Annotated in this window: 31 protein-coding genes, 1 tRNA gene and 1 pseudogene; 20 read left to right on the top strand and 13 right to left on the bottom strand. The window is 50.7% G+C overall.

Going from position 1 to position 25,226, the window contains the following annotated elements:
* A partial coding sequence (locus GTGU_RS25055) for a DNA-binding protein (protein WP_281173002.1) occupies positions 1–311 on the bottom strand: 311 nt, incomplete at its 3' end.
* Positions 298–528, bottom strand: a complete 231-nt coding sequence (locus GTGU_RS25870) for a hypothetical protein (RefSeq protein WP_156964221.1) — start codon at positions 526–528, stop codon at positions 298–300. The genes GTGU_RS25870 and GTGU_RS25055, both read right to left, overlap by 14 nt.
* A 67-nt stretch (positions 529–595) precedes the next feature.
* On the opposite strand from GTGU_RS25870, the gene GTGU_RS20465 reads away from it, so the two are divergent.
* From GTGU_RS20465 to GTGU_RS25060, 5 genes and pseudogenes are all read left to right on the top strand, one after another.
* On the top strand, positions 596–1,396 hold the full coding sequence (locus tag GTGU_RS20465) for a transcriptional regulator (RefSeq protein WP_038161710.1): 801 nt from the start codon (positions 596–598) through the stop codon (positions 1,394–1,396).
* A gap of 395 nt (positions 1,397–1,791) precedes the next feature.
* Positions 1,792–2,015, top strand: a pseudogene (locus GTGU_RS20470) (hypothetical protein); the annotation flags it as partial.
* Positions 2,016–2,672: 657 nt separating this feature from the next.
* Positions 2,673–4,097, top strand: a complete 1,425-nt coding sequence (locus GTGU_RS20475; RefSeq protein ID WP_038162154.1) for a tyrosine-type recombinase/integrase — start codon at positions 2,673–2,675, stop codon at positions 4,095–4,097.
* Positions 4,087–4,686 carry a hypothetical protein gene (locus GTGU_RS20480; RefSeq protein WP_038161714.1) on the top strand — a complete coding sequence of 200 codons (600 nt, stop codon included), beginning with the start codon at positions 4,087–4,089 and terminating at the stop codon, positions 4,684–4,686. Before GTGU_RS20475 ends, GTGU_RS20480 begins: the two co-directional genes overlap by 11 nt.
* Positions 4,687–4,807: 121 nt before the next feature.
* The gene (locus tag GTGU_RS25060) at positions 4,808–5,017 is read left to right on the top strand and encodes a helix-turn-helix domain-containing protein (RefSeq protein WP_038161716.1); all 210 of its coding nucleotides are present in this window, start codon (positions 4,808–4,810) and stop codon (positions 5,015–5,017) included.
* 240 nt (positions 5,018–5,257) lie between these two features.
* On the opposite strand, the gene GTGU_RS20490 is transcribed toward GTGU_RS25060, so the two are convergent.
* Complete coding sequence (locus GTGU_RS20490; RefSeq protein WP_038161719.1) at positions 5,258–5,449, bottom strand: toxin-antitoxin system HicB family antitoxin; 192 nt, start codon at positions 5,447–5,449, stop codon at positions 5,258–5,260.
* Positions 5,450–5,582: 133 nt separating this feature from the next.
* Between GTGU_RS20490 and GTGU_RS20495 the strand changes: the two genes are divergently transcribed.
* From GTGU_RS20495 to GTGU_RS20520, 6 genes are read left to right on the top strand one after another with little or no spacing between them, the layout of a single operon-like run.
* Complete coding sequence (locus tag GTGU_RS20495) at positions 5,583–5,861, top strand: host cell division inhibitor Icd-like protein (RefSeq protein WP_038161722.1); 279 nt, start codon at positions 5,583–5,585, stop codon at positions 5,859–5,861.
* On the top strand, positions 5,854–6,126 hold the full coding sequence (locus tag GTGU_RS20500) for a hypothetical protein (RefSeq protein WP_051857401.1): 273 nt from the start codon (positions 5,854–5,856) through the stop codon (positions 6,124–6,126). Before GTGU_RS20495 ends, GTGU_RS20500 begins: the two co-directional genes overlap by 8 nt.
* Complete coding sequence (locus GTGU_RS20505) at positions 6,123–6,320, top strand: hypothetical protein (protein ID WP_038161725.1); 198 nt, start codon at positions 6,123–6,125, stop codon at positions 6,318–6,320. Before GTGU_RS20500 ends, GTGU_RS20505 begins: the two co-directional genes overlap by 4 nt.
* Complete coding sequence (locus GTGU_RS20510; protein ID WP_038161728.1) at positions 6,313–6,621, top strand: hypothetical protein; 309 nt, start codon at positions 6,313–6,315, stop codon at positions 6,619–6,621. The genes GTGU_RS20505 and GTGU_RS20510 overlap by 8 nt, the downstream gene beginning before the upstream one ends.
* Complete coding sequence (locus GTGU_RS20515) at positions 6,618–6,986, top strand: hypothetical protein (protein ID WP_038161731.1); 369 nt, start codon at positions 6,618–6,620, stop codon at positions 6,984–6,986. The genes GTGU_RS20510 and GTGU_RS20515 overlap by 4 nt, the downstream gene beginning before the upstream one ends.
* Positions 6,983–8,356 (top strand): helicase RepA family protein, encoded by a 1,374-nt coding sequence (locus GTGU_RS20520; RefSeq protein ID WP_038161734.1) that lies wholly within the window; start codon positions 6,983–6,985, stop codon positions 8,354–8,356. The genes GTGU_RS20515 and GTGU_RS20520 overlap by 4 nt, the downstream gene beginning before the upstream one ends.
* Positions 8,357–8,584: 228 nt before the next feature.
* Here GTGU_RS20520 and GTGU_RS20525 read toward each other — a convergent pair whose 3' ends face one another.
* A complete protein-coding gene (locus GTGU_RS20525) occupies positions 8,585–9,121 on the bottom strand; it encodes a hypothetical protein (RefSeq protein ID WP_038161736.1) in 537 nt (178 codons plus the stop codon).
* Positions 9,122–9,315: 194 nt separating this feature from the next.
* On the opposite strand from GTGU_RS20525, the gene GTGU_RS20530 reads away from it, so the two are divergent.
* From GTGU_RS20530 to GTGU_RS20545, 4 genes are all read left to right on the top strand, one after another.
* Positions 9,316–9,510: a hypothetical protein gene (locus GTGU_RS20530; RefSeq protein ID WP_038161739.1), complete on the top strand. Its 195-nt coding sequence runs from the start codon at positions 9,316–9,318 to the stop codon at positions 9,508–9,510.
* On the top strand, positions 9,507–11,420 hold the full coding sequence (locus tag GTGU_RS20535) for a ClpP-like prohead protease/major capsid protein fusion protein (RefSeq protein ID WP_038161742.1): 1,914 nt from the start codon (positions 9,507–9,509) through the stop codon (positions 11,418–11,420). The genes GTGU_RS20530 and GTGU_RS20535 overlap by 4 nt, the downstream gene beginning before the upstream one ends.
* 313 nt (positions 11,421–11,733) lie before the next feature.
* Entirely contained in the window at positions 11,734–11,925 is a 192-nt protein-coding gene (locus GTGU_RS20540; protein WP_038161745.1) for a YlcI/YnfO family protein, read from the top strand.
* A gap of 111 nt (positions 11,926–12,036) precedes the next feature.
* Complete coding sequence (locus GTGU_RS20545) at positions 12,037–12,288, top strand: hypothetical protein (protein WP_038161748.1); 252 nt, start codon at positions 12,037–12,039, stop codon at positions 12,286–12,288.
* A 63-nt stretch (positions 12,289–12,351) separates the two neighbouring features.
* Here GTGU_RS20545 and GTGU_RS20550 read toward each other — a convergent pair whose 3' ends face one another.
* The 3 genes from GTGU_RS20550 to GTGU_RS20555 all read right to left on the bottom strand — a co-directional run bounded on the left by GTGU_RS20550 (position 12,352) and on the right by GTGU_RS20555 (position 13,636).
* A complete protein-coding gene (locus tag GTGU_RS20550) occupies positions 12,352–13,140 on the bottom strand; it encodes a hypothetical protein (protein WP_038161750.1) in 789 nt (262 codons plus the stop codon).
* An 84-nt stretch (positions 13,141–13,224) separates the two neighbouring features.
* Positions 13,225–13,371, bottom strand: a complete 147-nt coding sequence (locus GTGU_RS26155) for a hypothetical protein (RefSeq protein ID WP_169741192.1) — start codon at positions 13,369–13,371, stop codon at positions 13,225–13,227.
* A 189-nt stretch (positions 13,372–13,560) separates the two neighbouring features.
* A tRNA-Ile gene (locus GTGU_RS20555) sits at positions 13,561–13,636 on the bottom strand.
* A gap of 125 nt (positions 13,637–13,761) precedes the next feature.
* Between GTGU_RS20555 and mug the strand changes: the two genes are divergently transcribed.
* Positions 13,762–14,268: a G/U mismatch-specific DNA glycosylase gene (mug, locus tag GTGU_RS20560; protein ID WP_038161753.1), complete on the top strand. Its 507-nt coding sequence runs from the start codon at positions 13,762–13,764 to the stop codon at positions 14,266–14,268.
* 54 nt (positions 14,269–14,322) lie between these two features.
* Here mug and rpoD read toward each other — a convergent pair whose 3' ends face one another.
* The 3 genes from rpoD to rpsU all read right to left on the bottom strand — a co-directional run bounded on the left by rpoD (position 14,323) and on the right by rpsU (position 18,429).
* Entirely contained in the window at positions 14,323–16,164 is a 1,842-nt protein-coding gene (gene rpoD, locus GTGU_RS20565) for an RNA polymerase sigma factor RpoD (protein WP_038161756.1), read from the bottom strand.
* A gap of 158 nt (positions 16,165–16,322) precedes the next feature.
* Positions 16,323–18,068, bottom strand: a complete 1,746-nt coding sequence (gene dnaG / locus GTGU_RS20570; protein WP_038161759.1) for a DNA primase — start codon at positions 18,066–18,068, stop codon at positions 16,323–16,325.
* Between the two features lie 145 nt (positions 18,069–18,213).
* Positions 18,214–18,429, bottom strand: coding sequence for a 30S ribosomal protein S21 (gene rpsU / locus GTGU_RS20575; RefSeq protein WP_001144069.1), 216 nt, complete (start codon positions 18,427–18,429; stop codon positions 18,214–18,216).
* A 228-nt stretch (positions 18,430–18,657) separates the two neighbouring features.
* Here rpsU and tsaD point away from each other — a divergent pair, with 228 nt between their 5' ends.
* Positions 18,658–19,671 (top strand): tRNA (adenosine(37)-N6)-threonylcarbamoyltransferase complex transferase subunit TsaD, encoded by a 1,014-nt coding sequence (gene tsaD / locus GTGU_RS20580; RefSeq protein ID WP_038161769.1) that lies wholly within the window; start codon positions 18,658–18,660, stop codon positions 19,669–19,671.
* Between the two features lie 33 nt (positions 19,672–19,704).
* Here tsaD and plsY read toward each other — a convergent pair whose 3' ends face one another.
* Positions 19,705–20,331 carry a glycerol-3-phosphate 1-O-acyltransferase PlsY gene (gene plsY / locus GTGU_RS20585; protein WP_038161772.1) on the bottom strand — a complete coding sequence of 209 codons (627 nt, stop codon included), beginning with the start codon at positions 20,329–20,331 and terminating at the stop codon, positions 19,705–19,707.
* A gap of 107 nt (positions 20,332–20,438) precedes the next feature.
* Here plsY and folB point away from each other — a divergent pair, with 107 nt between their 5' ends.
* Both folB and bacA read left to right on the top strand, forming a co-directional pair.
* Positions 20,439–20,807 carry a bifunctional dihydroneopterin aldolase/7,8-dihydroneopterin epimerase gene (gene folB, locus GTGU_RS20590; RefSeq protein WP_038161775.1) on the top strand — a complete coding sequence of 123 codons (369 nt, stop codon included), beginning with the start codon at positions 20,439–20,441 and terminating at the stop codon, positions 20,805–20,807.
* Between the two features lie 111 nt (positions 20,808–20,918).
* Positions 20,919–21,737, top strand: coding sequence for an undecaprenyl-diphosphate phosphatase (gene bacA / locus GTGU_RS20595; protein ID WP_038161777.1), 819 nt, complete (start codon positions 20,919–20,921; stop codon positions 21,735–21,737).
* Position 21,738: 1 nt separating this feature from the next.
* On the opposite strand, the gene GTGU_RS20600 is transcribed toward bacA, so the two are convergent.
* Positions 21,739–22,980 carry a multifunctional CCA addition/repair protein gene (locus GTGU_RS20600; RefSeq protein ID WP_038161780.1) on the bottom strand — a complete coding sequence of 414 codons (1,242 nt, stop codon included), beginning with the start codon at positions 22,978–22,980 and terminating at the stop codon, positions 21,739–21,741.
* Positions 22,981–23,051: 71 nt separating this feature from the next.
* The gene (locus GTGU_RS20605) at positions 23,052–23,672 is read right to left on the bottom strand and encodes a TIGR04211 family SH3 domain-containing protein (protein WP_038161783.1); all 621 of its coding nucleotides are present in this window, start codon (positions 23,670–23,672) and stop codon (positions 23,052–23,054) included.
* Between the two features lie 239 nt (positions 23,673–23,911).
* On the opposite strand from GTGU_RS20605, the gene GTGU_RS20610 reads away from it, so the two are divergent.
* On the top strand, positions 23,912–25,213 hold the full coding sequence (locus tag GTGU_RS20610) for a CYTH domain-containing protein (protein WP_038161785.1): 1,302 nt from the start codon (positions 23,912–23,914) through the stop codon (positions 25,211–25,213).
* The last annotated feature ends 13 nt before the right edge of the window (positions 25,214–25,226 follow it).

The following is a 25,226-nucleotide window of genomic DNA, read 5'->3' on the forward strand; positions in this document are numbered from 1 at the left end:
CTCGCGCTCTCCCAGCAAGACCAGAGGCGCTGACGCTCAAGGTCGTCGGCGGCTATGCGAGAGGGTTCCTGCGGGAGGGTGATTAAACCAGATGACGTTTCAACCAGACCGCGTGATGCCAGCAGTTCGGCGCGGACTTCGTGAGACAAAGAGGAAATGTGATATTCAAGAGCACCGCGATTATTACGTGCCCGGCATAACCAGTTATTAGAACTGGCCATTTTTCTGATACCACGTTCTGTCGTTGGCAAGCCAGCAACTCCAATCAGATCTCTAGAGGTAAACCAAACATCACTGTTAGTTTTCATCATGATTAACCCCAGAGTCATGAAGGATGCGCTTCTTCAACTCAATGCCTTTTGGGCCAGCCCATGTTCCAAGCAAAGACTGCCTAGCGTTTGGATATAAAACTTCATTAACAACACACCATTCATGCAGAGTAATTCCTTGCGAAACAAACCCAGCACGAACGCGACGCAATAACATCTGTCCGGAAGAGATATTTTTATCCATTTTGAATATACTCATGTTCGTTTCATTTAAACGTTATGATTAAACATATGCCAACAAATGTTGGCTGTCAACAGGTGAATGCATGGATATGATCAGAATTGATATTGCGCTTAGGCTTGTTGAAGAAAGAACACGCCTTGGTTATTCACAAGCAAATTTTGCAAAACAGTTGAACGTATCTAGAGAGGGGTTACGGCTGTATGAGACCGGTCAAAGAGGCATTAGTGCTGAGTTTCTTGCTGGCGCCGCTGCTCTTGGAATTGATGTCCAGTACGTACTTACAGGTATTGAATCTGAAAATAGGAAAACCGTTACAGCAGCACTTCAACCTAGCGTAAATGTGTCTTCCCAGGGGACGGCAAACGTCGTACAGTTTGCCCAACTTGGCTCAACAATCAACATGGTCTCAACTCAAAAGCACGTTACAAACACGAAAGCTGAGGTAAAAGCTGGAACAGAACACATATCAGAATCACAAGCGGCAAAATTAACCAAACTTGTTAAATATATTGTTGAGCTTGAATCAAGGGTGAAAAAGAAGCCAAGCAGCTTTAGGGGGGTTTGGGCTTCTCTGAATGAATACTGTGGCGTTACCAGGTATCGACTGATCCCATTTACATCATATGAAAAAGCCGAAACATTCCTGAATAGATGGATTGGACGCCTGAACGCCCAGCCTATGGCCGCCATATCGGATAATATCGAATGGAGAAAACGTCGATATGCATATATCAAAATCAATACTAAAGATGATGAAAAGTGGTTAGAAAGCTATCTACGGAAAAATTTTCAAGTTACATCACTAACAGATCTAAGCGATGATGAGCTTACGAAAGTATACCGTGCTGTCACTGGAAAAAAACGACGAGTTAAAAGGAACTAAATTTTAAATTCATGTTCCACATAAAAAATAATAAACTGTGTAAAATCAAAATGTTGTTACTGGAACCTCATTCTGGTAACAACACGCATTAAAGGAACTAAATATTGATGGCGGTGTTTTTTTTTGAATCCGCTAACCATAGCAATTTCAAAGCGTTAAAAGAGGGTTTAAACGCTTTGAAATTTCCTGCCTTCCGGTATAAGTCTATATGACAGTAAATGGTTTTAGCGGCGGTTGATCTAAATTTGTTCTGGAAGTGATTTTTTTCGAGTGGTGCAGTACCCCCTGCAGTGTGAAGCCTTGTGATGCCTGTACTTCCTCCCGTTAATTCCCTTCAATTCCCGGTTATTCCCGCATTCCTCGTTTGATCTACACATCAGTGTCAAGAGTCACTGGTGTTGGCTAATAAGCTGGGATCATTGATGAACAGGAAATGGAGTCACTGGAGTCTGGCCTGCTGCTGATGCTTTATGAATATCTATTTATTGAGGGCCAGCCGCCTGAGGCGCTGGCTTTTGAGCACATCAGCACATCAGCACATCAGCACATCAGCACATGGCATCGGCAGTGGCTGGGAAACGTGTACGACTGGGCTGGGAGCCTACGTAATGTCAACCTGATAGGCGTTTTTTTCATCGATGTTTTGTTCCATTGATTTATTCTGGAAATTCTAGAGGGTAACGAGAGTGCTTGCAAGGCACAGACTGAATTCTGTTTTAAGGTATATAAATCAACGTATAAAGTACGTTCAGTAAAAACAGAGTGAACCTTCAGTGCAGAAGAACAGGCAACTCAGGCGGCATTGGAACACAACAGGGAGAGAGAAAAGCGTTACAGAATAGACCACCAGGTCACATCTTCGCGATAGGGCTTGAACGCCTCCCGTCAGTAAGTCGCTATGTTCATCTATTCTGGTCTGGCGAGACTCATAAAATAAAGTCTTTATAACGCTCTCAGACTTTGAGGAGACAAAAAGAGGACACTAAGTATTGATATAAAAAAACCACCTTGTGGAATGGTGGTTTAACTTGATGTTTTTAAAGCCAAAATTTGGTGGCCCCTGCTGGACTTGAACCAGCGACCAAGCGATTATGAGTTATGATGCAACTTCTTACCTAAAAATACTTATCTATATTTTTCAGTTAGTTAATTAGTATCAAAATACTGTATAAATAACCAGAAATACTTTAAAATACTCCTTTGCGGTATCCTATAGGTATCCTGGAGTGAAACAAGCGATTTGCAGGATACCCTAATCGCTTGGTATGGGGTGTTTGTGGAAACTTTCAAATTTACGAAAGCTAAGCTCGAAAGCCTGCCATCAGCCGAACGTGGTCAGATTGAGTATGGCGATACAGTTGTTAACGGCTTGCGTCTTCGAGTGGGAATTAGTGGCGTTAAGAGTTTCTGCATCTCCAGAAAACGTAATGGCAAATTCATCCGTGCCACGTTGGGGCGCTTCCCGGATCTTACAATCGATAATGCCAGGGCAAAGGCTCTCGAGCTTCTGGGAGACGTAGCCACCACAGGCAGAAACCCAAATGTGGAAAAGCGCATAAACGAAAAGGCATCCGTTACCCTTGCTGATGCACTGGATACCTATATCGAGAGTCGTGACTCTCGATTGAGTGCGAATACCGCAAAGCAATATCGTTCGATCCTGAAAAACTTCTCTGGCGATTGGTTGAAAAAACCTATTGCCTCGATCAGTCGGGAAAGGGTGGAATCCAGACATAAGGCCGTTACTGATGGCACTGCATGGTTTGGTACTGACAAGTCAACATTACGCGCTGGGGTAGGAACCGGCAGTAAAGCGCAAGCCGACCTATGGGCGCGCGTTCTGCGGGCAATATACCGTTTCGCTCACGACCATTATCGTGATGATGAAGGTAAAACCCTTCTTCCAGATCCTCCCACAATGGTTCTGAGTACTAAGCGCAAATGGCACGGAACCGTCAGGAAAACTGAGCGTATTCGTACTAACGAGCTTGGTCGGTGGTTTAGAGCGTTGTCCTCTGTGCGTGATATTGCTGAACAGGGGCGCGATGATATAGCTGCGGCAGTTTGCGATGCTGTGGAAATGGCTATTTTTACTGGGCTGCGTAAATCAGAGATTTTAGAACTCAGTTGGGATCGGGTTAATCTAGGTGGCCGTTATTTCTGGATTGATACCACTAAGAACGGTGATCCTCTTGAATTGCCAGTAACTGAAACTCTACTTAAATTATTCCGTCGCCGCGCGAAGATGAAATCTGGTAATGAATTATTGGTATTCCCTGGTGATAAGGGCGTAATTAAGGAATACAGGCACATTATCGATCGTATAAGTGCTGCTACTGTGCCAGACCCAAACCCAGACTTGTTCCAGCCTATCCCTTTTAAATGGCATGACGGCCGTCGCACGTTCGGCACTATTGCTGAGCTGGTGGGCGTTGGGAACTACATTCTAAAACGGCTGCTGAATCACCGAACAATGAGAAGCGCTGATGTTACTCAGGGCTATCTACATTTCAGCGCTGATGAACTAATGGAACCTGCTTCTCGTATTGAGCACGCAATCTTGGAACATGCTGGTCTCATTGAGAGTAAAAAAGGGTTAGATGCTCAACTGATATCAGCTCTGGGTAGTCTCAGTGATGAAGAAAAACGACGTTTATTATTTGGCATAATGAATGAAAAAGAGGTTGATAATGAAGGGTGATGAAGCTGCATTTCAGGTGCTTAATGAAATTGACGATTTTATTGCCGATTATGCTAATAGCCGGACGCGAAGTAATTTGCATGAGCTTTTATCTTGTTGGGATGGAATGACCTTAGATGATAGAATTTCAATGGCACTCAGAATTGATGCAAAAGACATGGCTAAAAACCTTGACTCACAGAAAGGAACTGTTGGGGGAACTATGATTACCACTGTCCTTTTAATGCGTCTGCTTGGGCTTCATAATACCGCCTCACGTTTAGAATATCTTACTCACTCAGCAATCATGCACGCACATTTAAGAGACGATATTGAAACTATAAAAGTTAAAGGTGCTATATCAAAAAGAAATCAAAGTAATGCCTCAGGTGTGAAAAAGAATGAATATGATCAAGTGATGGCAATAATGAAAGCCACTTGGGGAAAATATCCAAATACAACAAAGAATGCCATGCTTAAAAAAATTTATACGCATTTCAATGGTGCAGTGAGCGAGCAATCACTTACCCGGTGGATGAAATCTGAAGGGCTCGGACCTAAAGAAAAAGTACGCCCATGCCCACCTTTTAAGCTCATCATCCCCTCATAACGCGCTTTGATCATATTAAAGCGCGTAGTGATGTGATCATTACGCGCTTCGAATCTACCGCCGCAATACCTATAGATAGATATTCCTCACCATTGTTAACCAAAAATACATGGTGATAAATATGCATTTAGTGACCCCATCTCAAATCCTTGAACGCCTTACTCGCGCTGAGGCTGCAGCTTACCTTGGCGTGAATTCCCAAACATTGGCTAATTGGGCCTGCACGGGAAAGGTTGAAATTCCTCATCATAAAGTCAGGCGCAAGGTCATCTATATGAAGTCGGATCTTGACAGTTATTTGGCATCAACTCGTCGCACGCAGACAGCGTAAGAGGGGCGGTATGGCACATAAAACAAAGGCGGCCATGCCAGGCCGCCAGTGGAATCACTCAAAACAGAATCAGCTTACCAGGGTTAACGCTGGTGGTCAAAAAGGGGGTATCGCCGTTTGTGGATATACCCCAAATGATAGATACGCTAATGGCGTTCTGCTCAACCGGCGCAAAATTGCGCCCGTTGATTTGCCTCAGCTTTCCGGAACAGATATGAGCAGATTCGCGCGCATCTCTGGTCAGCCTTTTGGCTCGATGCCCTGTCGGCGCAGATCTGCGCGCGCAAGCTCCTTTATCCAGTTGCCTAGACTCATTCCTTCACGCTCTGCGGCTGCCTCAAGCTGTTCCTTAAATTCTGGAATTAGCCTGACATTGAACAGGGGAGATTTTCCCGCACCCTTTGGGCTTTTATCTCTCTTGATTGTTGACATGTATAGACCCGTTGAAATAGTATCAAGTGCATTAGGTCTATACACTAACATGTGCAAACCTAAAAAAACAACGCCCCGGGCTGTTAGAGCAGCACCGAGGCGTCTGACCAAACCGTTAAGTGAGGTAACAGTTATGGCTGACAATCAGTCTACTCAAACTCGCCCTGAATTTACATGGCTATTCCTGGCGACACCGAAACACCATCCTGAATGTTCCCCGGTTGTGCTGCGTATAGATGCACATAGTGAAGAAACCGCCCGTGCAGCTTTTCCCGGCTGGGCTTTAGCTTTTGCTGCAAAAATCAGGACCGAAAGCCCTTATATGTTCACCTGGACTGACGTAAACCGGGCGACCCTTTGGTCGGTTGTGGGGGGTGAGATTAAGAGCCCGGTGGGGGTGCACAATGCTTAAAGAGATCAATCTGGATGCCTACTACGAAGATCAGCAGCGCGTTAATGCTCTGATTGGTTCCAGTTGTGCGCCTGTACCCGCCACGCCTGAAAACATCTCGCGCAATCGTCTGTTACGCGTTCAGTCCGGATTGCGGCATTTACTGACCGAGGTCATACCCCGAATCACCGACGAGCAACAACGTCACGAAGTTTATTTATGGGTCGATGGGATTTACTCAATTACGCGCTTTGAGGAAGTAGACACGAAGGGGAGGTCGCTATGATCCGGAGAATTGAAGACCTCGACTTTGAAGATGAATTTCGCCGTATAAATTCCCTGCTTTCTGCAAGCGCAGAATTGCATGGGAGTGATCAGGCAGAAAACGATCTCTCTTTTGAACTTCTCGATAAGGTCCTGTACCGGGTTCGTGAAATTAACCAGGCCTTTGAAAAGAACGGAGGGCGGAAAAATGTCTGACATGTACAACCTTCAGAGCCTGATAGATGTCCATTACAACTGTACTCCCGATGTGGCGAAGGATGTATACACAGCAGCTGATGAGGCCGGATCAACAATCTCGTTTGGGATTGCCTCAATTGGGAACCTCATGTATTTCGCATCCGAAAATAAAGAGTACGGTGAAGATTCCATGCGTTCTGACATGTTGAACATTGGATTGTTAATGCGCTGTCTGGGTAACTTCCAGCTAGCAATCGGAACGGCTGAGTCCAACGCAGAGCTTTCTCTTCGTCAGAGCAGAGAGGGGAAATCCAGATGATCAGCAACGTCAAATTTAACGAGCTGGAAAAGCGTGTGGATCTGCTGGTGGAAAAGGTAGTGAGCCTCGAGCTGCAGGTCAAATCACTTACAGACAGCCAGGGGGGAGAAATTCCCCCGGGTATGAGTCCGATCACTACGCTGGCGGCAGAGTTTGGTATTTCCACCAAGAAGGCCGAAGAACTGGCGAAGAATTCAGGTGTGATGTTACTCAGGTTGAAGTCAGGCGCTTATGTCGTGCCTGACGAGAAATTCAGGGAAGCGGCGCGGCTGGTACTGCGTGGCGCAAAACGTAAGTATGGATCGGCGTACTGGTATCACCCGCTGATTGGCAAATTCCAGATGAGCGGAGGGATCCCACGATGACAGATGCAGTCATGTCAGTAGAAACGGTATCTGACGCCCTGTTCACCTGCGTTTATCGCTGGGCACACGGTAAGCCGATGAAAGCCAGTGAGGTTACAGAGGCAATCCACCAGCATAGGGAACCGACAACCCGCTACGGCGCACTGGCCTCCCGGTTAGGTCAGCTGCAGGCGATGACCTATGAAGCATTGTGTGAAGCCGGCTTTCTCGATACCGATCACGACCGCGAGATTATGGCGCGCCGGCTGGTGGTGTCAGAGTTAATCGGAGAGGCAGAGCTTAACGACTGGCTACGGGATATTGAGAGAGTCCGGCGCCTGTTTTCAGATGAGCAAAAAACAGAGAGGAAAACCCGCCTCCCGCTTTCGTGGGGCTCTCATGGTTACGATGTGCAGCAGGATTTCATCATTAAGCATTTCCTGCCGTCTAAATCGTTGTGCGCAATCTACGGCCCCAGTGGTTCCTACAAGAGTTTTCTGGCCATATCCTGGGCCTGTCATATCGCAGCCGGGAAAACGTGGAGTGGTAACGCGGTGGCGCGTGGCTCTGTGCTGTATGTCGTCGGCGAGGGTGGTGTGGGTGTGCCGCGGCGAGTTAAGGCATGGGAGACCGTCAACGGTGCGCTGCCAAAAAGCATATGTCTCGTTAATCGTCCTGTGTTTCCTGTCCGTCAGTCAGAGGTTCAGGAAGTGCTGAGCGCGGCGAAACAGGTTGAACGTGAGACGGGTATGCCTGTCCGGCTGGTGGTGATCGACACGCTGGCCAGATGCTTTGGTGGCAATGATGAAAACGATGCCCGGGATATGGGCGCGTTTATTGAGGGCTGTGACACCATCAAACAGAAAACTGGCGCCACAGTGCTGGTGGTCCATCACTCTGGCAAGGACGAGGCAAAAGGGGCACGCGGTTCCAGTTCGTTCCGTGCGGCACTCGATGCTGAGTTTCACGTTAAGCGTGAGGGAGAAGCGAGGGCCCTGATTTTGTCCTGTACCAAGATGAAAGATGCAGAAGAACCAGAGCGTCATGCTTATGACCTGAGGCAAGTGGATCTGTACACGGACGAAGATGGAGATAATGTCGCCTCGCTGGTGGTTCATGACACTCCACGTGAAGCAAAAGATATCTATCCGGAGCTGGTGGGCGCACCAAAGTTAAGCGATAACCACATGGCGGTATGGCAGGCTATACGCAGCAGAACGTCTAAAGATGAGGCATGTACCCGGGCGGTTATTCGTGATGATCTGAAAGCGGCAGGCATGGATACCAGCAAACATTTCTCCCGCTGGCTTAATAAATTAATCGAGCTCAGCATGGTCATTCAGGATGGCGAAAAACTGTCAATCCGGTCATTACGGGAAGTGGGGGAATAAGTGGGGAGTAGGTGGGGAGTGTGGGGGAATCAGACCTAACTCCCCACTCCCCACTGTGTATATGGGGCCAAAGTGGGGGATTTGGCTGAAACCCTCGTCATTACTGGCCTGAGAGGGTATTTTAAAAAATGCTGGTGGGAAGCAAGTGGGGAGTGGACGATGTGGGGAGTTAGTGGGGGAATACTACCTCCTCGTTTAAAATCAAAACAAGGAGGTACTTTTAATAATTTATTGAATCTTCTTAACAGAAATACCCGAATTAGGGCCAGGTGGCAAACCAAGAACACTATCCACGCCTGGGTTATCTCTCAGGTCTTTCAGGACATCAGCAGCTAAAAATTTTTTGCCGATAATTGCTTCCGATTCTGCCCTTGGGTGTTCTGAATATCTTGCTCGATATGCTTCTACTTCTCTGCCACCCTCCGCTATTACACGTGCACATAACCCCCGCACAAAAAGTCGGTTAAATTCTCCTTCTGCTAATGTTTGAGCTGCTGTCACCGGGACACGAGCTTGCATTAACTCTTGGCTCTTAGGTCTTCTCCTTGTATAGAATTGTGCCAAAAGACCTCGTCGTTGAATTTCGTTTTCAAGCCAGTCATCATTATGAGCAATTGATTCTTCGAGTAATGTTGGCCAGATTTCCTTACCTTGATCAGTTAAAAAAGCACTTCGATAAAACGTATCATTTTCCTTGTCGAGCTGAATTTCTTGGGTCATAAATCGCCGAGTTTCGTCATTTAAATCCTGAAAATTCAATGCCATTTTAAAACTCCATTTCAAGAAAATTATCCAAGCAGCTAGCAATAATTATCACTTTCTTAAATTTGAGAGTTTGGGTTAAGTCAAAGTTATATCTGTTTTTTTGAAATCTGATTTTCTGATAAAAAACATTTTACTTACCACTTTTAGTGATCAATGATTGTACGTATACCATCAATCACGATAAGGGTAAGAAGATGTCAGATAAGAGCAAATCGGCGCAGGATAAGGGCGGTACAGTCCATATCGACGCTGAAACAATGAAAAAAATCGAAGAGTACCAGGCGTTCATCAGAAAGAATCACCCTGAAATGCCTGTACCGACGAAAGGGCAGATTGTACGTAGCAGCGTGAATTACTGGCATCACCAGACACTGGGGGCGTGGGTATGAAAGGCTGGTACACAATCAAGGCGGCCAGCGATGGCGCCAGCGCAACTATCCAGATTTATGAAGAGATTGGTGGCTGGGGTATCACTGCACAGCAATTTGCAGACGACCTGAATGCCCTGGACAATGTATCGCACATTAACCTGAACATTCATTCCCCGGGCGGTGACGTATTCGACGGCATCGCTATCTATAACCTCCTGAATAAACACCCGGCAAAAATCACTGTGCATATCGATGGTCTGGCCGCGTCTATGGCGTCATTTATTGCAATGGCCGGTGACCGCATCGTTATGCCGGAGAACGCACTCATGATGATCCACAAGCCGTGGGGCATTTCCGGGGGTAACGCCAATGACATGCGCGACTATGCCGAGTTGCTGGACAAAGTAGAGCACGTCCTCATCCCGGCCTACGCCCGCAAAACTGGCAAATCTGCCGAAGTGCTGGCAGCGATGCTGGAGGACGAGACCTGGATGAATGGTACCGAATGTGTGGCTCAGGGATTTGCCGATGAGTTATTACCCGCGGTCAGCGCTATGGCCCGTATTGAATCGAAACGTATTGAGGATTTTGAACATATGCCAACTGAATTAAAGGGGATGATCACCAGTCCTAAAGGTTCCACCAGCGCCACCACGCCGGAACATACCCGTATCAACGGGATCAAAGACCTGTTCGCCATGTTTGGTGGTAAACATGATTCACTCAAAATGCAGTGTCTGGAGGATGCCGACTGTACACCCGAGAAAGCAAAAGACCTGCTGCTTGCTGAAATGGGTCGTGTGGCCACGCCATCCAGTAAAACCAGCCCGGCGCATATTTACGCCGGGAACGGGAATATCACCGGGGACGGTATCCGACAGGGGTTATATGCCCGTCTGGGGCATGAGCGTGCGGAACGTGGCAACCCTTATGTGATGATGAGCCTGTTCGAAATGGCTCAGGCTTCGCTGGTGGACCGCGGTATCAGTGTCAGCGGTTTTGGTAACCGCTCGCAGATTGTGAATCTGGCTTTCACTCACACCAGCAGCGACTTTGCTCATATCCTTGCTAGTGGGGCCGAAAAGTCGGTACTGACGGGCTGGCAGAACAGCGGGGAAACATTCCAGCAGTGGACAAAGACCGGTTCATTGTCCAATTTCCATGAAGCCAAACGCGTCGGGCTGAATGGCTTCTCAGAGCTGGATAAAGTTCCGGAAGGCGCGGAATACAAATATGTCACCACCAGTGACAACGGTGTTCCGATCGCGCTGGCAACCTACGGCAATATCTTCTCAGTCACCCGCCAGGCCATCATCAACGATGATCTGGGCCAGCTCACGACAATCCCACAGGCAATGGGGCGCGCTGCCGCGAGAACGGTCGGGAACCTGGTTTATCTGCACCTTACAGCCAATGCCAGCTTCACTGATGATAAAGCGCTGTTCCACGCAGACCATAAGAACCTCATTGCAAAAGGCATGGATACTGATGGCCTGAATGAAGCGCGTAAGGCCATGCGTCTGCAGGAAGATGCCAATGGTGATCCTATCAATGTCATTCCTGCTTTTATCCTCGTACCGGCTGCGCTGGAAGGCGCTGCGAACCGTGCGGTGCTTTCCTCGTCCTCACTATTCCCGGTGGATCAGGACGGCACGCTGAACCAGAACCCGGGCATTATTAACGTGGTCAAGGATATGGCTCAGGTCATCGTTGAACCGCGCCTGGACAAGGCCAACAACAAACAGTGGTATGTGTCAGCAGCCAAAGGCACAGACACCATTGAGGTGGCCTATCTCGATGGCATGGACGTGCCATATCTGGAACAGCAGGAAGGCTTTACCGTTGATGGCATTGCCTGGAAGGTGCGCATCGATGCAGGCGTGGCCGCACTGGACTATCGCGGTCTGGTCAAATCGAATGGAGTCTGACGGGCTGAGGGTGGCTTCGGCCGCCCGGTCTGCATGGGTCCTCCTGGCGGGGTCACCTGCCACGGGGCGGCGCACGCGCGGAAAACGACTAGTTTTTGGGTTTTATAGCCATCATCATCATGTGGATAATTTATTGATTTTTATGTTTTTTTATTTCGTAAGTGAGCAAAGGATGATGAATTGTGTGTTTTTTGTTCATCATCTTTAGCCCTTTTCAGGAGCTGCGCGCAAAGAAATACTTCTATATTTTTTCGAAGTGTCACCCACTAGCGACAATGCGAAAGAAATGTGTCACCCACCGGAGAACAAGACCATGCCTACAGGAAACCGTAACGGGAAGTCAGTTAAGTTATGGGCGCGTGTCCCTCTCGATCTGGCAAACGACATTAACGAACTGAAGGAGGACGGGGAGAGCGTGACGGCGTTTCTTATCCAGGCATTACGGGCAGAGGCAGAACACCGGAAGGAGGGTAAAAAGCGCTCTGGTGTAAGTGGATGGGCCTGATGTGACTGAATCCTCAAGCATTGAGACTGCAATCAACGTGCTGGCGAAGACTCGACTAAAAACTGTAGAGTAGGTAAGAACAATCTTTTTTACCTGAATAGGATTGAAAAAATGGAAGATTTAAGACAAAAAATGCTTTGCATAGCGGAGCGACTTAATCAGGCATTGTCGCTAAAAAGTAAACGAGAAATCTCTAAGATTGTAGAAGGTTTACACGTTGAAATGGCCCCTGTTTATATGTTTATTACTCCTGAGAATGGTTTTGGAAAGGAATTGTGCGATATTTCTATGGAGTTGATGATAGATATTCGATGGGGGCGTCAAACTTCTGTTGATAAAAAATTGAGCAACTTGTGTAATTAAAATTCAATATTATTTATGAGTCATGAGAACATGGCTCTTACTATAAATGTAAGAGCCGAACATTTAAAAAACAGTCTTTGTAATCTTTTCAACGCCAACTATTAATTCTTGAACATCATCTTTTGTTGGTTCCCTTTCCTTGCTGTGATCACAAAGGTTTCGTAAATCTGTAAGATGTTGAATAAATCGCCAAGACGGAGTGTCTATAATATCACTATCTTTAAGGAGTTGATTGTATTCAGCAATTGAAGGATGAGTCTTTCGGCTTTTTAATGAATGTAAAGAGCAGACGTGTGCTAAATGTTTTTCCAATATTACACCAGCAACAGCACCGCCAGCCCTAATAAAACCTTTTTTATTTAACTCCTTGGATGTGTCTAATTCGGAGTCGAATATATCTGCTTGTAGAATATCCTTTATATCAAAAAGGACGCTTTTGAAACGCTCTTTTGCTGAGGAAACTATTTTATATTGTGTTTCCATTTTAGGTATGGCATCAGAACGACTTCTTTTTATTTCACCGTATCCATTTTTAAGTTGTAAACCAAGAATGTAATCGTATATAGAATAGTTAACATAGGTAATCTCCTTCCTTTTAGGGTCGCCCTTGTATAGATTCTCAAATTCAGATAGACGTTCTGGAATTATTTGTGAAATTACTCTATATGCCTTGGTGTACCACTTTTGATATTCTTCAGCAACGCTAATGAATTCCCATCCAGCTTTTTCGATGCCATTTATCGTTTTTTCATCGAGTGCACCACATTCTTTACACATAGAATAATAAAGCTGATGACCCATTTTATCTAGCTGGGTCAATTCTGTTTTGAGTTTTTCAAACTGAGTAGCCATATCGATCCTTAGCGAGGAAACGTGATTAAGACACCAAAGTAAGGTAGGTGGCCTAACTTTCGTTAGGCCGGGCTTGTTACGCCATCACTTACGCAGCATGAAAACCAGAGCGATGCTTATAGGAATAACAAGATAGGCGTGAAGCCCGACACTTGCCAGAGCCAAGATAAGACCACTCATAGCGCAGATACGTTTTGACAGCAGGTCTGAGCCCTTTTCGACAGTATCCATAAAAATACTCCTGAAGGTTGCCTATGAGGGGGCACTCAAACCCGTAGCACTTTCTTAAATTGCAGTTGAACGGCTGCTACGACCCAACTGTAGAACTCTGAGGAATACTCGGTTTTACCTTGCTGTGGTATCCTATGGGTATCCTAGAAAAGCAAGAGGACTGAAATACATATCTAAGTCCTTGAAAAATGGTGGCCCCTGCTGGACTTGAACCAGCGACCAAGCGATTATGAGTCGCCTGCTCTAACCACTGAGCTAAGGGGCCGTGGCGGTGGATTATAAAGTAACTCCCGCAGGCGATCCAGCGTAAAACTTTTGCATGGTGCTTTTATAAACAACGCCTTTTCAATCCTTTATACTGAGATCTCGTTCTGTCGGTTTGGGGTAAGTATGATTCACGACATTCTGGCGCCAGGATTGCGGGTGGTATTCTGCGGTATCAACCCCGGCAAGTCGTCGGCGCACAAAGGGTTTCATTTTGCGCATCCGGGTAATCGCTTCTGGAAAGTGATCCACCAGGCCGGGTTTACGGACCGGTTGCTGACGCCGGAAGAGGAGCATCACTTGCTGGATACGCGCTGCGGGATCACCATGCTGGTGGAGCGCCCGACGGTACAGGCGAGCGAAGTCGGGCTGCATGAGTTGCGCAGCGGTGGTCGTGAACTGGTGAAGAAGATAGAAGACTATCAGCCCGCGGCGCTGGCGATACTCGGCAAGCAGGCGTACGAGAAGACCTTCAGTGTGCGCGGTGTGCAGTGGGGAAAGCAACAAAACTCCATCGGCGCGACGCAGATATGGGTGCTGCCAAATCCGAGCGGCCTGAACCGGGCGACACTGGATAAGCTGGTTGAGGCCTATCGCGAGCTGGACGAGGCGCTGGCGTTGCGCGGGCTCTGAATTCAGCGCAAAAAAAAGCTCCCGGGTGGGAGCTTTTTGTTTTTTCGGAACCGATTAATCGTCCAGGAAGCTACGCAGTACTTCAGAACGGCTCGGGTGACGCAGTTTACGCAGCGCCTTCGCTTCGATCTGACGGATACGTTCGCGGGTAACGTCGAACTGTTTACCCACTTCTTCCAGCGTGTGGTCGGTGTTCATATCGATACCGAAACGCATACGCAGGACTTTCGCTTCACGGGCGGTGAGGCCCGCCAGCACGTCGTGGGTGGCGGCACGCAGGCTCTCGGTGGTCGCAGAATCCAGCGGCAGCTCGAGGGTGGTATCCTCGATGAAATCACCCAGATGCGAATCTTCATCGTCGCCAATCGGCGTTTCCATGGAGATAGGCTCTTTGGCGATCTTCAGCACTTTGCGGATTTTGTCTTCCGGCATCAGCATACGTTCGGCCAGCTCTTCCGGCGTCGGCTCGCGACCCATTTCCTGCAGCATCTGGCGAGAGATACGGTTGAGTTTGTTAATAGTCTCAATCATATGCACCGGAATACGGATGGTGCGCGCCTGATCGGCGATGGAACGGGTGATCGCCTGACGGATCCACCAGGTAGCATAGGTGGAGAACTTGTAACCACGACGGTATTCGAACTTATCCACCGCTTTCATCAGGCCGATGTTGCCTTCCTGAATCAGGTCGAGGAATTGCAGACCACGGTTGGTGTATTTCTTGGCGATAGAAATAACCAGACGCAGGTTCGCTTCCACCATCTCTTTCTTCGCACGGCGGGCTTTCGCTTCACCGATGGACATACGACGGTTGATGTCTTTTACCTGCTCGATGGTCAGGCCGGTCTCTTCTTCAATCTGCTGCAGCTTCTGCAAACCGCGCTGAACATCTTCCGCGACGTCGTGCAGTTTTTCAGACCACGGCTTGTTCATCGCAATGGCGGCGTTGAACCAGGTTTCACTGGTTTCGTTGCCAGTGAACAGAGTGATGAAGTTTTTCTTCGGCATTTTGCACTGTTCAACGCACAGCTTCATGATGATACGTTCCTGAGTACGAACGCGGTCCATCATGACGCGCATGCTGTTGACCAGATAGTCAAACTGCTTCGGTACCAGGCGGAACTGTTTGAACACTTCTGACAGCTTCAGGATCTCTTCCTGAGCGGCAGCATGGCTGCGGCCTTTGGCTTTGATGGTGTCGCGTGTCACTTCGTACTGCGTGCGCAGTTCGGCGAATTTCTCACGCGCCAGTTCCGGATCGATGCTGTTGTCGTCATCACTGGAATCGCTGTCGTCGTCTTCCTCTTCTTCGTCGTCATCGTCGTCCATCTCTTCCTGAGAGAGTTCGGAGCCGACGTGCGTCGCGGTAGGCGCCATGTCTTCTTCGGCGTTCGGATCGACGAAACCGGTGATCAGATCAGACAGACGAGCTTCAGCAGCTTCAACGCGATCGTACTGCTCAAGCAGATAGGTGATCGCTTCCGGGTATTCTGCAACGGAGCACTGAACCTGGTTAATCCCGTCTTCGATGCGTTTCGCGATGTCGATTTCGCCTTCGCGGGTCAGCAGTTCAACGGTACCCATTTCACGCATGTACATGCGCACCGGATCGGTCGTCCGGCCAATTTCAGATTCTACGCTGGAAAGCACCTGCGCGGCGGCTTCGGCTGCATCTTCGTCCGCGGTGTTTTCAGCCAGCATCAGATCATCGGCGTCCGGTGCTTCTTCCATCACCTGGATGCCCATGTCGTTGATCATTTGGATGATGTCTTCGATCTGATCGGAGTCGACGATATCTTCCGGCAGATGGTCATTGACCTCAGCATAGGTCAGATAGCCTTGCTCCTTACCACGGGTGACAAGCAGCTTCAGCTGTGACTGCGGGTTTTGCTCCATAAGACGGTATCCACACTTATTTCATTGGGTTGGTGTCGGTCGGCGAAAATCAAAAACCGCCAACTTTTAAAGCGAGGGCCACTTATATTATTGCCGCTGCGCCTCAGCGCGGCTGTCGGGGTCAACCCGATCGATAATCGGCACTTAAGCCGTGCAATTCATTTTTTCGCCAGTTCCTGGCTTATCGTCCAGAGTTCCCGGCGTTCTTCGCTGCTTAAACCGTGCGTGCGATCGCGAGCTATCAACTCTTCCTGTCGCAGCTCAAGCAACGAATCCAGCATGTGGTTGAGCGAGTCGGTGAACGTTTTTTCTGCAATGTCCTTATCAGCTATATCGTCCCACATCGACAATTTTTCAAGGGTAGCGGCCTCTTTTGTGCCGCGATACTGCTCCAGCAGTTGCCCGGTGGTCAGGCCAGGCTGCGACAGACAAGTGTTGACCAGTTCTGCAAATAAGCCAAGTCCGGGCAGTTTTTCCTGATTCAATCCCTCCAGCGGGGGAACCTGTGGCGCCAGATCCGGATTTTGCACCAGCAACCCTATCAGTATACGCATGGTCGTGCGTTTTAGCTGCGGCGCAGGGCGGGCGGTGCTATTTTCAGCCTGTTTCGGCATTAAACGCTCAAGCTGAGCGTCATCAAGTATGCCCAGCTTGTTACCCAACTCCTGACGCAAATAGATGCGCAGCGTTTCACCTGGCACCTGGCTGATTAACGGCAGCGCCAGTGTACTCAGCTGAGCGCGCCCGTCCGGCGTGCTTAAATCGACCTGCGGCAGCAGACTGTTAAACAAAAACGTGGAGAGCGGTTGAGCCTGCTCCATCCGCGCTTCGAACGCCGCTTTACCCTCTTTACGCACCAGCGTGTCCGGGTCTTCACCGTCAGGCAGAAACATAAAACGTAACTGACGACCGTCTGACATATATGGCAGCGCGGTTTCCAGTGCACGCCAGGCGGCATCGCGGCCTGCGCGGTCGCCGTCATAACAGCAGATGACGTTGTTGGTCACCCGGAACAGCAACTGAATGTGGTCGGCGGTGGTCGAGGTGCCCAGCGACGCGACGGCATAGTTAATGCCATATTGCGCCAGCGCGACCACGTCCATATACCCTTCGACGACCAGAAGACGCTGAGGTTCCGCTTCTGTCTGCTGCGCTTCATAAAGGCCGTACAACTGGCGGCCCTTATGGAAAATATCGGTTTCCGGTGAGTTCAGGTATTTGGGTGTATCGTTGCCGAGCACGCGCCCGCCAAAGCCAATTACCCGCCCACGCTTATCGCGGATCGGGAACATCACCCGGTCGCGGAAACGGTCGTAACTGCGCCCCTGATCGTTAGTGACTAACATGCCCGCATCAATCAACGATTGACGGTTTTCGCCATGCGCACCGAAACGTTTTAAGACGTTATCCCAGCCGGGCGGCGCGTAACCGATAGCAAAGCGGTTAATCACGTCGCTGCTCAGACCGCGCTTTTCCAGATACTGGCGCGCCGTGACTGCGGCAGGGTTTGTCAGGGACTGTTGGTAAAACGTATTCAGGCCGTCCATCAGTTGATAGAGATTTTGCCGTTGATGGCGCTCTATCTGGCTTGGCCCGTTTCCCGCTTCATAAGGCACTTCGAGGTTGTGCATGGCCGCCAGTTCTTCGACGGTTTCCACGAACTCGAGCTTGTCGTAGTTCATCAGAAAATCGATAGCGTTGCCGTGCGCACCACAGCCAAAGCAGTGGTAAAACTGTTTCTCACCGTTAACGGTGAATGAGGGGGTTTTTTCGTTATGGAACGGGCAACACGCGTGAAAATTTTTGCCCTGCTTTTTTAGCTTTACCCGCGCGTCGATGAGATCGACGATGTCGGTTCGTGCCAGCAGGTCATTGATAAAAACACGTGGGATGCGTCCGGCCATATGCCCCTTCAATTAATACCATTCAGGATCCGCGACAGGCGCGAATTATAAAGGGTATAAACGAAAATAAGCCGCGCTTTCCTTCCGGAAGCACGGCCTTGCAACTACAACTCGTTCTGAATTGAGAGCGTTTGCCCTCTACAGATTAGTACAGACGAGTACGGCGTGCGTTTTCGCGAGCCAGTTTCTTCGCGTGACGTTTCACAGCAGAAGCTTTAGCGCGTTTGCGTTCTGTAGTCGGTTTTTCATAGAACTCACGACGACGGACTTCCGCCAGAACACCTGCTTTCTCGCAGGAACGCTTGAAGCGACGCAGTGCTACGTCGAACGGCTCGTTTTCACGTACTTTAATTACCGGCATGTAACTCTCACCTTTAATAAATTCGGTTTGCCGCTGGCATCAACGCCAGCTTATTTCAAAATGGTGCGGAATTTTACTGCAACTGCCGCTGCTTTGTAAAGCACCAATGCCGTTTTTGAACGGGACCTTTGTAAGGGGGGAGAGTATACACGAACTCACGCCCCAGGGTATACATCGACCCGCATTCGCCCTACACTGCGCGGTACAGAAATGAGGTAAAAACAAGTCATGCGTGTACTGGGAATTGAAACATCCTGCGATGAAACTGGCATCGCTATTTACGACGATGTTAACGGGCTGTTAGCCAACCAATTGTATAGTCAGGTGAAATTGCATGCCGATTACGGCGGTGTGGTGCCTGAGCTGGCCTCGCGCGATCACGTGCGGAAAACCGTGCCGCTGATTCAGGCCGCGCTGAAAGAAGCGAATCTGACGGCAAAAGATATCGATGCGGTTGCGTATACCGCCGGCCCGGGGCTGGTCGGCGCATTGCTGGTCGGTGCGACCGTCGGGCGTTCGCTGGCGTTTGCCTGGAACGTACCGGCAATTCCGGTACACCATATGGAAGGGCACCTGCTGGCGCCGATGCTGGAAGAAAATCCGCCGGAATACCCATTTGTCGCACTGCTGGTGTCCGGCGGCCATACGCAGCTGATTAGCGTCACCGGGATTGGCGAGTACACGCTGCTCGGCGAGTCCATTGACGATGCGGCTGGTGAAGCGTTTGATAAAACCGCCAAGCTGCTGGGGCTTGATTACCCTGGCGGCCCGATGCTGTCGAAACTGGCATCGCAGGGTACGGAAGGGCGTTTTGTCTTCCCGCGTCCGATGACTGACCGCCCGGGGCTGGATTTCAGCTTCTCCGGCCTCAAGACCTTCGCCGCAAATACCATTCGTGATAACGATAATGACGATCAAACGCGTGCGGATATCGCCCGTGCCTTTGAGGACGCGGTTGTCGATACGCTGATGATCAAGTGCCGCCGTGCGCTGGATCAAACCGGCTTCAAACGGCTGGTGATGGCAGGTGGCGTCAGTGCCAACCGCACGCTGCGGGCGAAACTGGCGGAGATGATGCAAAAACGTCACGGCGAGGTGTTTTACGCGCGCCCGGAATTTTGCACTGATAACGGCGCGATGATCGCTTACGCGGGGATGGTGCGTCTGAAAGCCGGTACGCGGGCTGATCTCGGTGTTACCGTGCGTCCGCGCTGGCCGCTGGCGGAGCTGCCTGCCGCGTAATGTGTTGCCGGGGGCGTTATACGCTTTCCCGGCCTACTGTTCTTTGTCTTCTTCTTGCGCTTTCTTTCGTTTCAGTTTTGACCAGATTTTGGTTTCCTGACGTCGCCACAAACGCTGAATGTTGTCGTGGTGACGCAGCAAAATCAGGCAGGAGAGCATCGAAACGGGAAAGGTAAACTGCGGTTTAAACCACCAGACGTAAAATGGCGCAATTAACGCGCTGACGATGGCGCCGAGCGACGAATAGCCGCTGAGCAACACGGTGAGCAGCCAGGTGCCCGCCATCACGCCGGTGAGATCCCAGCCGATAGGCGCAATGGCACCGAAGGCGGTAGCAACACCTTTTCCGCCGCGAAAACCGAAGAACACCGGCCAGATATGGCCAAGGCAGGCGGCGATGGCAATCATGCCGAGCCAGAATGGCGTGACGCCTAACATATAAGCGCCCCAGACCGGCAACATCCCTTTCAGGACGTCGAAAATCAGAACTGCTACGGCTGCTCCCTTGCCGCCCATACGTAAAACGTTGGTTGCTCCGGGATTTCCCGACCCGCTCGTGCGGGGATCCGGTAATCCAGCGATACGGCAAACCAGGATGGCGCTGGAGACTGAGCCGCAAAGGTAGGCGAGGATAACCATTCCAGGCGCGATTGCACTCATAACGCTGTTCCGTATTGAAAGTATCGTTTTAATCTCTGCATCTGTGGATAATACGCATAATTCGCCGGAAGTGGTATCCGGTTTGGGCAAAAAGCAGGCGGGTCGTGATGGATATTGTATTTATAGAGCAACTTTCGGTAATCACCACCATTGGCGTTTACGACTGGGAACAGACCATCGAACAGCAACTGGTGTTCGATATCGAAATGGCGTGGGATAACCGCAAAGCCGCCGCGAGCGATGATGTTCAGGACTGCCTGAGCTACGCGGATGTCAGCGACGCGGTGGTCAGTCATGTGGAAGGCAACCGGTTTGCGCTGGTGGAACGCGTGGCGGAAGAAGTGGCGTCGCTGCTGCTGAGCCGTTTTAACTCGCCGTGGGTGCGCATCAAAGTCAGCAAACCTGGCGCGGTGGCCCGGGCGAAGAATGTCGGCGTGGTCATCGAGCGTAGCCAAAATCTGAAAGAAAACATATAAATTCAATATTGCTAAACCATAATCAATTTTGCCGGTCTTAAGACTGGGAATTTTTTGGCGGCTGCGGGAGTCATGCGCCGTTTTTTTATGTCTTTTAAAAGGGTTTATTGAATGAGCGATATGCACTCGCTGCTGGTGGCGGCAATACTGGGTGTGGTCGAAGGATTGACAGAATTTTTGCCTGTTTCCAGTACCGGCCATATGATCATTGTGGGCCATCTGCTGGGGTTTGAGGGTGATACGGCAAAAACGTTTGAGGTGGTGATCCAGTTAGGTTCTATCCTTGCCGTGGTGGTGATGTTCTGGCGTCGTCTGTTTGGTCTTATCGGCATTCACTTCGGTCAACGCCCGCATGAAGGCTTTGGGAAAGGGCGTTTGTCGCTGATTCATATCCTTCTCGGGATGATCCCGGCAGTGGTGCTCGGTCTGGTATTTCACGACACCATCAAATCATTATTCAACCCGGTTAACGTGATGTACGCGCTGGTGGTGGGGGGCTTATTGCTGATTGCTGCGGAGTGCCTGAAGCCAAAGGAGCCGCGTGCGCAGGGGCTGGATGACATGACCTATCGCCAGGCGTTTATGATTGGCTGCTTCCAGTGCCTGGCGCTGTGGCCGGGTTTCTCCCGCTCTGGCGCGACCATCTCCGGCGGTATGCTGATGGGCGTCAGCCGTTACGCCGCATCTGAATTCTCTTTCCTGCTGGCAGTACCGATGATGATGGGCGCCACCGCGCTCGACCTTTACAAGAGCATTGGTTTTCTGACGACTGGCGATATCCCGATGTTTGCGGTGGGCTTCGTGACGGCGTTCATTGTGGCGCTGATCGCGATTAAAACTTTCCTGCAGTTGATCAAGCGGATCTCGTTTATCCCGTTCGCCATCTACCGTTTCATTGTGGCGGCAGCGGTGTACGCGGTCTTCATGTAAATCACGCTTTAGGTTGCGGACAACGCGCCTCTTTCCATAACGCGACGGCCTGAATGCGTCGTCGCGTTAACTCTTCCCGAATCTCCGGTCCTTTGAATCCCGCGTCAATCACCGCTTTGTTGGCGACGCTTTTCGCCACTTCCCAGGCTTCGCGTAACAACCGCCCCTGTGGGTAATCGCAGGCTTCAAACCCGGTACGCCCGCGCACATCCGCTTCGCTGGTCAGGGCGAGCTGCGCCACGCGCTGAGGTCTACGCCAGGCGTCGAGGGAATCGAACAGCTTTACGATGGTCGCCGGTTTCAGAATCGGAAAGGTATGGATAAGATCATGAAATTCAGCGACCACTTTTGCCAGATCGCGCATCTCATTCGGCACGCGCAGCCGGGCGCAAAGCTGTTCGACCAGTTTAACGCCTGCCGGACCATGTCCGTGATGGCGTGGCCACAACGCTTTCGGTGTGAGCCCTTTGCCGAGATCGTGGCACAGCGTGGCAAAACGAATATCAATCTCAGGAGAAAGCATCGCGGCCATGGTGAGCGTCATCATGGTGTGGATGCCGGTGTCGATTTCCGGGTGCCATTTCGCCGGTGCCGGTACGCCGTACAGCGCATCCAGTTCCGGGAACAGCACTTTTAATGCGCCGCAGTCGCGCAGCGTCTGGAAAAAGACCTGCGGGTTACGCGTACCGAGCGCGCCTTCGGTTTCCTTCCAGACGCGTTCCGGCGTCAGGTGCGCCAGTTCGCCGGCCTTGGTCATATCGCGCATCAGCGTCATGGTCTCGTCGGCGATACGGAAACTGAGATGGGCGTAACGGGCAGCAAAACGCGCCACGCGCAACACGCGCAGCGGATCTTCACTGAAAGCGGGGGAGACGTGACGCAAGAGACGCTGGCGTAAATCCGCCTGACCATGGTAAGGATCAACGATATTGCCATCGGCGTCCTGGGCCAGCGCGTTGACGGTCAAATCACGGCGCAGCAGATCCTGCTCAAGCGTGACGTCGGGCGCGGCATAGCAGGTAAAGCCGGTATAACCGGAACCGGACTTACGCTCAGTACGCGCCAGCGCGTACTCTTCATGCGTTTCAGGGTGCAGGAATACCGGAAAATCGCGGCCAACCTGTTGATAACCCGCGTCCAGCATTTGCTGCGGTGTCGCGCCGACAACAACCCAATCTTTGTCTTTGACCGGTAGTCCTAATAACGCATCACGAACCGCACCACCGACCAGATAACTCTTCACCCGTACTTCTCCCCAACGCTGCCCGCAAGATAACGATAATACGTAAGTGTAGGGGAGAAGACCAATCGGGCTTAGTTCATCCAGCGATCTTTTCGTCTGCGGCTGGGGATCAGGTGCGGCAGAATCAAGCCCAACAGCAGACCCACGCCCAGCACGCCGCCACCATACATGAACCATTGCATGATGATGGTGCGCTGCTTGTCATCCAGTTGCAGATTGGCGGCATTCACTTTCTTCTGCGCGACAATCAGTTGGTTTTTCAGCGTCTGGTTTTCCTGTTGCAGGCCGTTGATCACGCTGTCGCTCTGGGAGACTTTTTTCTGCATTTCAGCGGTGCGCTGATTCCAGGTCGCGTCGATGTTGTTCAGCTTGTCGGTCAGGGTTTTGACCTGGTTTTCGAGATCCGGCACGCGGGTGCGCAGGCTGGGGTCGTTGCTGAGCTCTTTCAGCGGGATCCACGCAGTACGGCCGCTGTTGTCGCGGATCTGCCCATAACTGGTGTCGCTATTGGTCTGCAGCAAAGCCACTTCTTCGCCGGCATTAATGGTACCGACGAGGCGATAATTATCACCCGGGCCGCTGCGTACCCAGGTGTTCAGTTCATCAGAAACGTAACGTTTTTCCTCGGCATGAGCCATCACAGAAACGTTAAGCGCGAGTAAAGTTAATCCAATCAGGCGTAATTTTCGCATCAGGTCATCGTTTTTGTCATAAAAGTGGAACGATAGTAGTGGCAACAGTCTGACGACGCAAAGCATTCTGCATCAATCGGAATCATCCAGGTCGCCCCAGCCGCATCGCCAAACTTTTATCCCGGTCAAACTGCGCGTTGCATGGCAATTTGACGCAAAATACTATCTACTGACAAAAAAGAACGCGGGAAGTTCGCCGCAGTGGCACTTCGGGCAACGTAACCATAAGAAGTTTAGTCATGGCTCAAGAAATCGAATTAAAGTTTATTGTCTGTGGCGAGGGCGTAGAGACGCTACGCCAGCACCTTAGCACGCTGACCACAGAGCATCACCCTGCCGGGGAACTGCTTAATATCTACTACGAAACCGCTGATAACTGGTTGCGCAGCCATGACATGGGCCTGCGTATTCGTGGCGTTCAGGGGCGTTATGAAATGACCATGAAGATCGCCGGGCGTGTGGTGGGCGGCCTGCATCAGCGCCCGGAATACAACATTGAACTCGACAAGCCCGAACTGGCGCTCGAACGCTTTCCGGCGGAAGTCTGGCCGGACGGCGAACTGCCCGCCGATCTGGCGAGCCGCGTCCAGCCGCTGTTCAGCACCAATTTCGAACGCGAAAAATGGCTGGTTAACGAAGGCGACAGCCGTATTGAAATTGCGCTCGATCGCGGTGAAGTGAAAGCGGGTGAGCATCACGAACCGATTTGCGAGCTGGAGCTGGAGTTGCTTTCCGGGCGGACGGAAGATGTCCTGAAGCTGTCGCATCAACTGGTAGGGCTGGCGGTGCTCCGTCAGGGAAGCCTGAGCAAAGCGGCGCGCGGTTATCATCTGGCGCAGGGCAACGCGGAACGTGAAATCAAATCGCTGAGCGTACTGCCGCTGGTCGCCAAAGCGAGCGTTGAGCAGGGAATGACCGCGGCGCTGGAGAATGCGCTGGCACACTGGCAGTATCACGAAGAATTGTGGATCCGCGGTAACGACAACGCGCGCCCGGAAATCATGAACGCCATTGCCCGCATTCGTCACGCGCTGATGCTGTTTGGCGGCCTGGTGCCACGCAAAGCCAGCGCGCGCCTGCGTGATCAGCTCACGCTGGCGGAAGCGACGCTGACTTCTGCGGTGTCGGCGCAGACGGCGGCCTATGACGTACAAACCGCCCAGGCGAAGCTGACACTCACCGAATGGCTGGTGATGCGCGGCTGGCAGCCTTTTATCGACGAAAAAACGCAGCCAAAACTGGCGGACTCCTTCAAACGTTTTGCCGATGTACAGCTTTCGCGCGTGGCGGCAGAGCTCAAAAAAGCCTTCGCCCATCCACTGGGTGATCGTTATGCCGATCAACTGCCGCGCCTCGCCCGGGATCTCGACAGCGTGATGCTGCTGGCAGGCTATTACCCTGAAACCGCCGTACAGGCGTGGCTGGAGTCCTGGCAAGGACTGAGCCAGTCGATTGCGCATCGTCAGCGCAACGACATAGAACTCTTTCGCAATGAAGCGCTAAACGCAGAGCCATTCTGGCTGCACAGCGGAAAACGATAACCAGGCAGGATAC

Origin of the sequence: Trabulsiella guamensis ATCC 49490 (assembly GCF_000734965.1) — a bacterium.
GTDB classification, from domain to species: Bacteria; Pseudomonadota; Gammaproteobacteria; order Enterobacterales; family Enterobacteriaceae; genus Trabulsiella; species Trabulsiella guamensis.

Bases quoted from the DNA above. Each gene is read 5' to 3' on its own strand.
- GTGU_RS25870 (WP_156964221.1), bottom strand. From the start codon at position 528: ATGAGTATATTCAAAATGGATAAAAATATCTCTTCCGGACAGATGTTA.
- GTGU_RS20465 (WP_038161710.1), top strand. From the start codon at position 596: ATGGATATGATCAGAATTGATATTGCGCTTAGGCTTGTTGAAGAAAGA.
- GTGU_RS20480 (WP_038161714.1), top strand. From the start codon at position 4,087: ATGAAGGGTGATGAAGCTGCATTTCAGGTGCTTAATGAAATTGACGAT.
- GTGU_RS25060 (WP_038161716.1), top strand. From the start codon at position 4,808: ATGCATTTAGTGACCCCATCTCAAATCCTTGAACGCCTTACTCGCGCT.
- GTGU_RS20490 (WP_038161719.1), bottom strand. From the start codon at position 5,449: ATGTCAACAATCAAGAGAGATAAAAGCCCAAAGGGTGCGGGAAAATCT.
- GTGU_RS20495 (WP_038161722.1), top strand. From the start codon at position 5,583: ATGGCTGACAATCAGTCTACTCAAACTCGCCCTGAATTTACATGGCTA.
- GTGU_RS20500 (WP_051857401.1), top strand. From the start codon at position 5,854: ATGCTTAAAGAGATCAATCTGGATGCCTACTACGAAGATCAGCAGCGC.
- GTGU_RS20505 (WP_038161725.1), top strand. From the start codon at position 6,123: ATGATCCGGAGAATTGAAGACCTCGACTTTGAAGATGAATTTCGCCGT.
- GTGU_RS20510 (WP_038161728.1), top strand. From the start codon at position 6,313: ATGTCTGACATGTACAACCTTCAGAGCCTGATAGATGTCCATTACAAC.
- GTGU_RS20515 (WP_038161731.1), top strand. From the start codon at position 6,618: ATGATCAGCAACGTCAAATTTAACGAGCTGGAAAAGCGTGTGGATCTG.
- GTGU_RS20520 (WP_038161734.1), top strand. From the start codon at position 6,983: ATGACAGATGCAGTCATGTCAGTAGAAACGGTATCTGACGCCCTGTTC.
- GTGU_RS20525 (WP_038161736.1), bottom strand. From the start codon at position 9,121: ATGGCATTGAATTTTCAGGATTTAAATGACGAAACTCGGCGATTTATG.
- GTGU_RS20530 (WP_038161739.1), top strand. From the start codon at position 9,316: ATGTCAGATAAGAGCAAATCGGCGCAGGATAAGGGCGGTACAGTCCAT.
- GTGU_RS20535 (WP_038161742.1), top strand. From the start codon at position 9,507: ATGAAAGGCTGGTACACAATCAAGGCGGCCAGCGATGGCGCCAGCGCA.
- GTGU_RS20540 (WP_038161745.1), top strand. From the start codon at position 11,734: ATGCCTACAGGAAACCGTAACGGGAAGTCAGTTAAGTTATGGGCGCGT.
- GTGU_RS20545 (WP_038161748.1), top strand. From the start codon at position 12,037: ATGGAAGATTTAAGACAAAAAATGCTTTGCATAGCGGAGCGACTTAAT.
- GTGU_RS20550 (WP_038161750.1), bottom strand. From the start codon at position 13,140: ATGGCTACTCAGTTTGAAAAACTCAAAACAGAATTGACCCAGCTAGAT.
- GTGU_RS26155 (WP_169741192.1), bottom strand. From the start codon at position 13,371: ATGGATACTGTCGAAAAGGGCTCAGACCTGCTGTCAAAACGTATCTGC.
- mug (WP_038161753.1), top strand. From the start codon at position 13,762: ATGATTCACGACATTCTGGCGCCAGGATTGCGGGTGGTATTCTGCGGT.
- rpoD (WP_038161756.1), bottom strand. From the start codon at position 16,164: ATGGAGCAAAACCCGCAGTCACAGCTGAAGCTGCTTGTCACCCGTGGT.
- dnaG (WP_038161759.1), bottom strand. From the start codon at position 18,068: ATGGCCGGACGCATCCCACGTGTTTTTATCAATGACCTGCTGGCACGA.
- rpsU (WP_001144069.1), bottom strand. From the start codon at position 18,429: ATGCCGGTAATTAAAGTACGTGAAAACGAGCCGTTCGACGTAGCACTG.
- tsaD (WP_038161769.1), top strand. From the start codon at position 18,658: ATGCGTGTACTGGGAATTGAAACATCCTGCGATGAAACTGGCATCGCT.
- plsY (WP_038161772.1), bottom strand. From the start codon at position 20,331: ATGAGTGCAATCGCGCCTGGAATGGTTATCCTCGCCTACCTTTGCGGC.
- folB (WP_038161775.1), top strand. From the start codon at position 20,439: ATGGATATTGTATTTATAGAGCAACTTTCGGTAATCACCACCATTGGC.
- bacA (WP_038161777.1), top strand. From the start codon at position 20,919: ATGAGCGATATGCACTCGCTGCTGGTGGCGGCAATACTGGGTGTGGTC.
- GTGU_RS20605 (WP_038161783.1), bottom strand. From the start codon at position 23,672: ATGCGAAAATTACGCCTGATTGGATTAACTTTACTCGCGCTTAACGTT.
- GTGU_RS20610 (WP_038161785.1), top strand. From the start codon at position 23,912: ATGGCTCAAGAAATCGAATTAAAGTTTATTGTCTGTGGCGAGGGCGTA.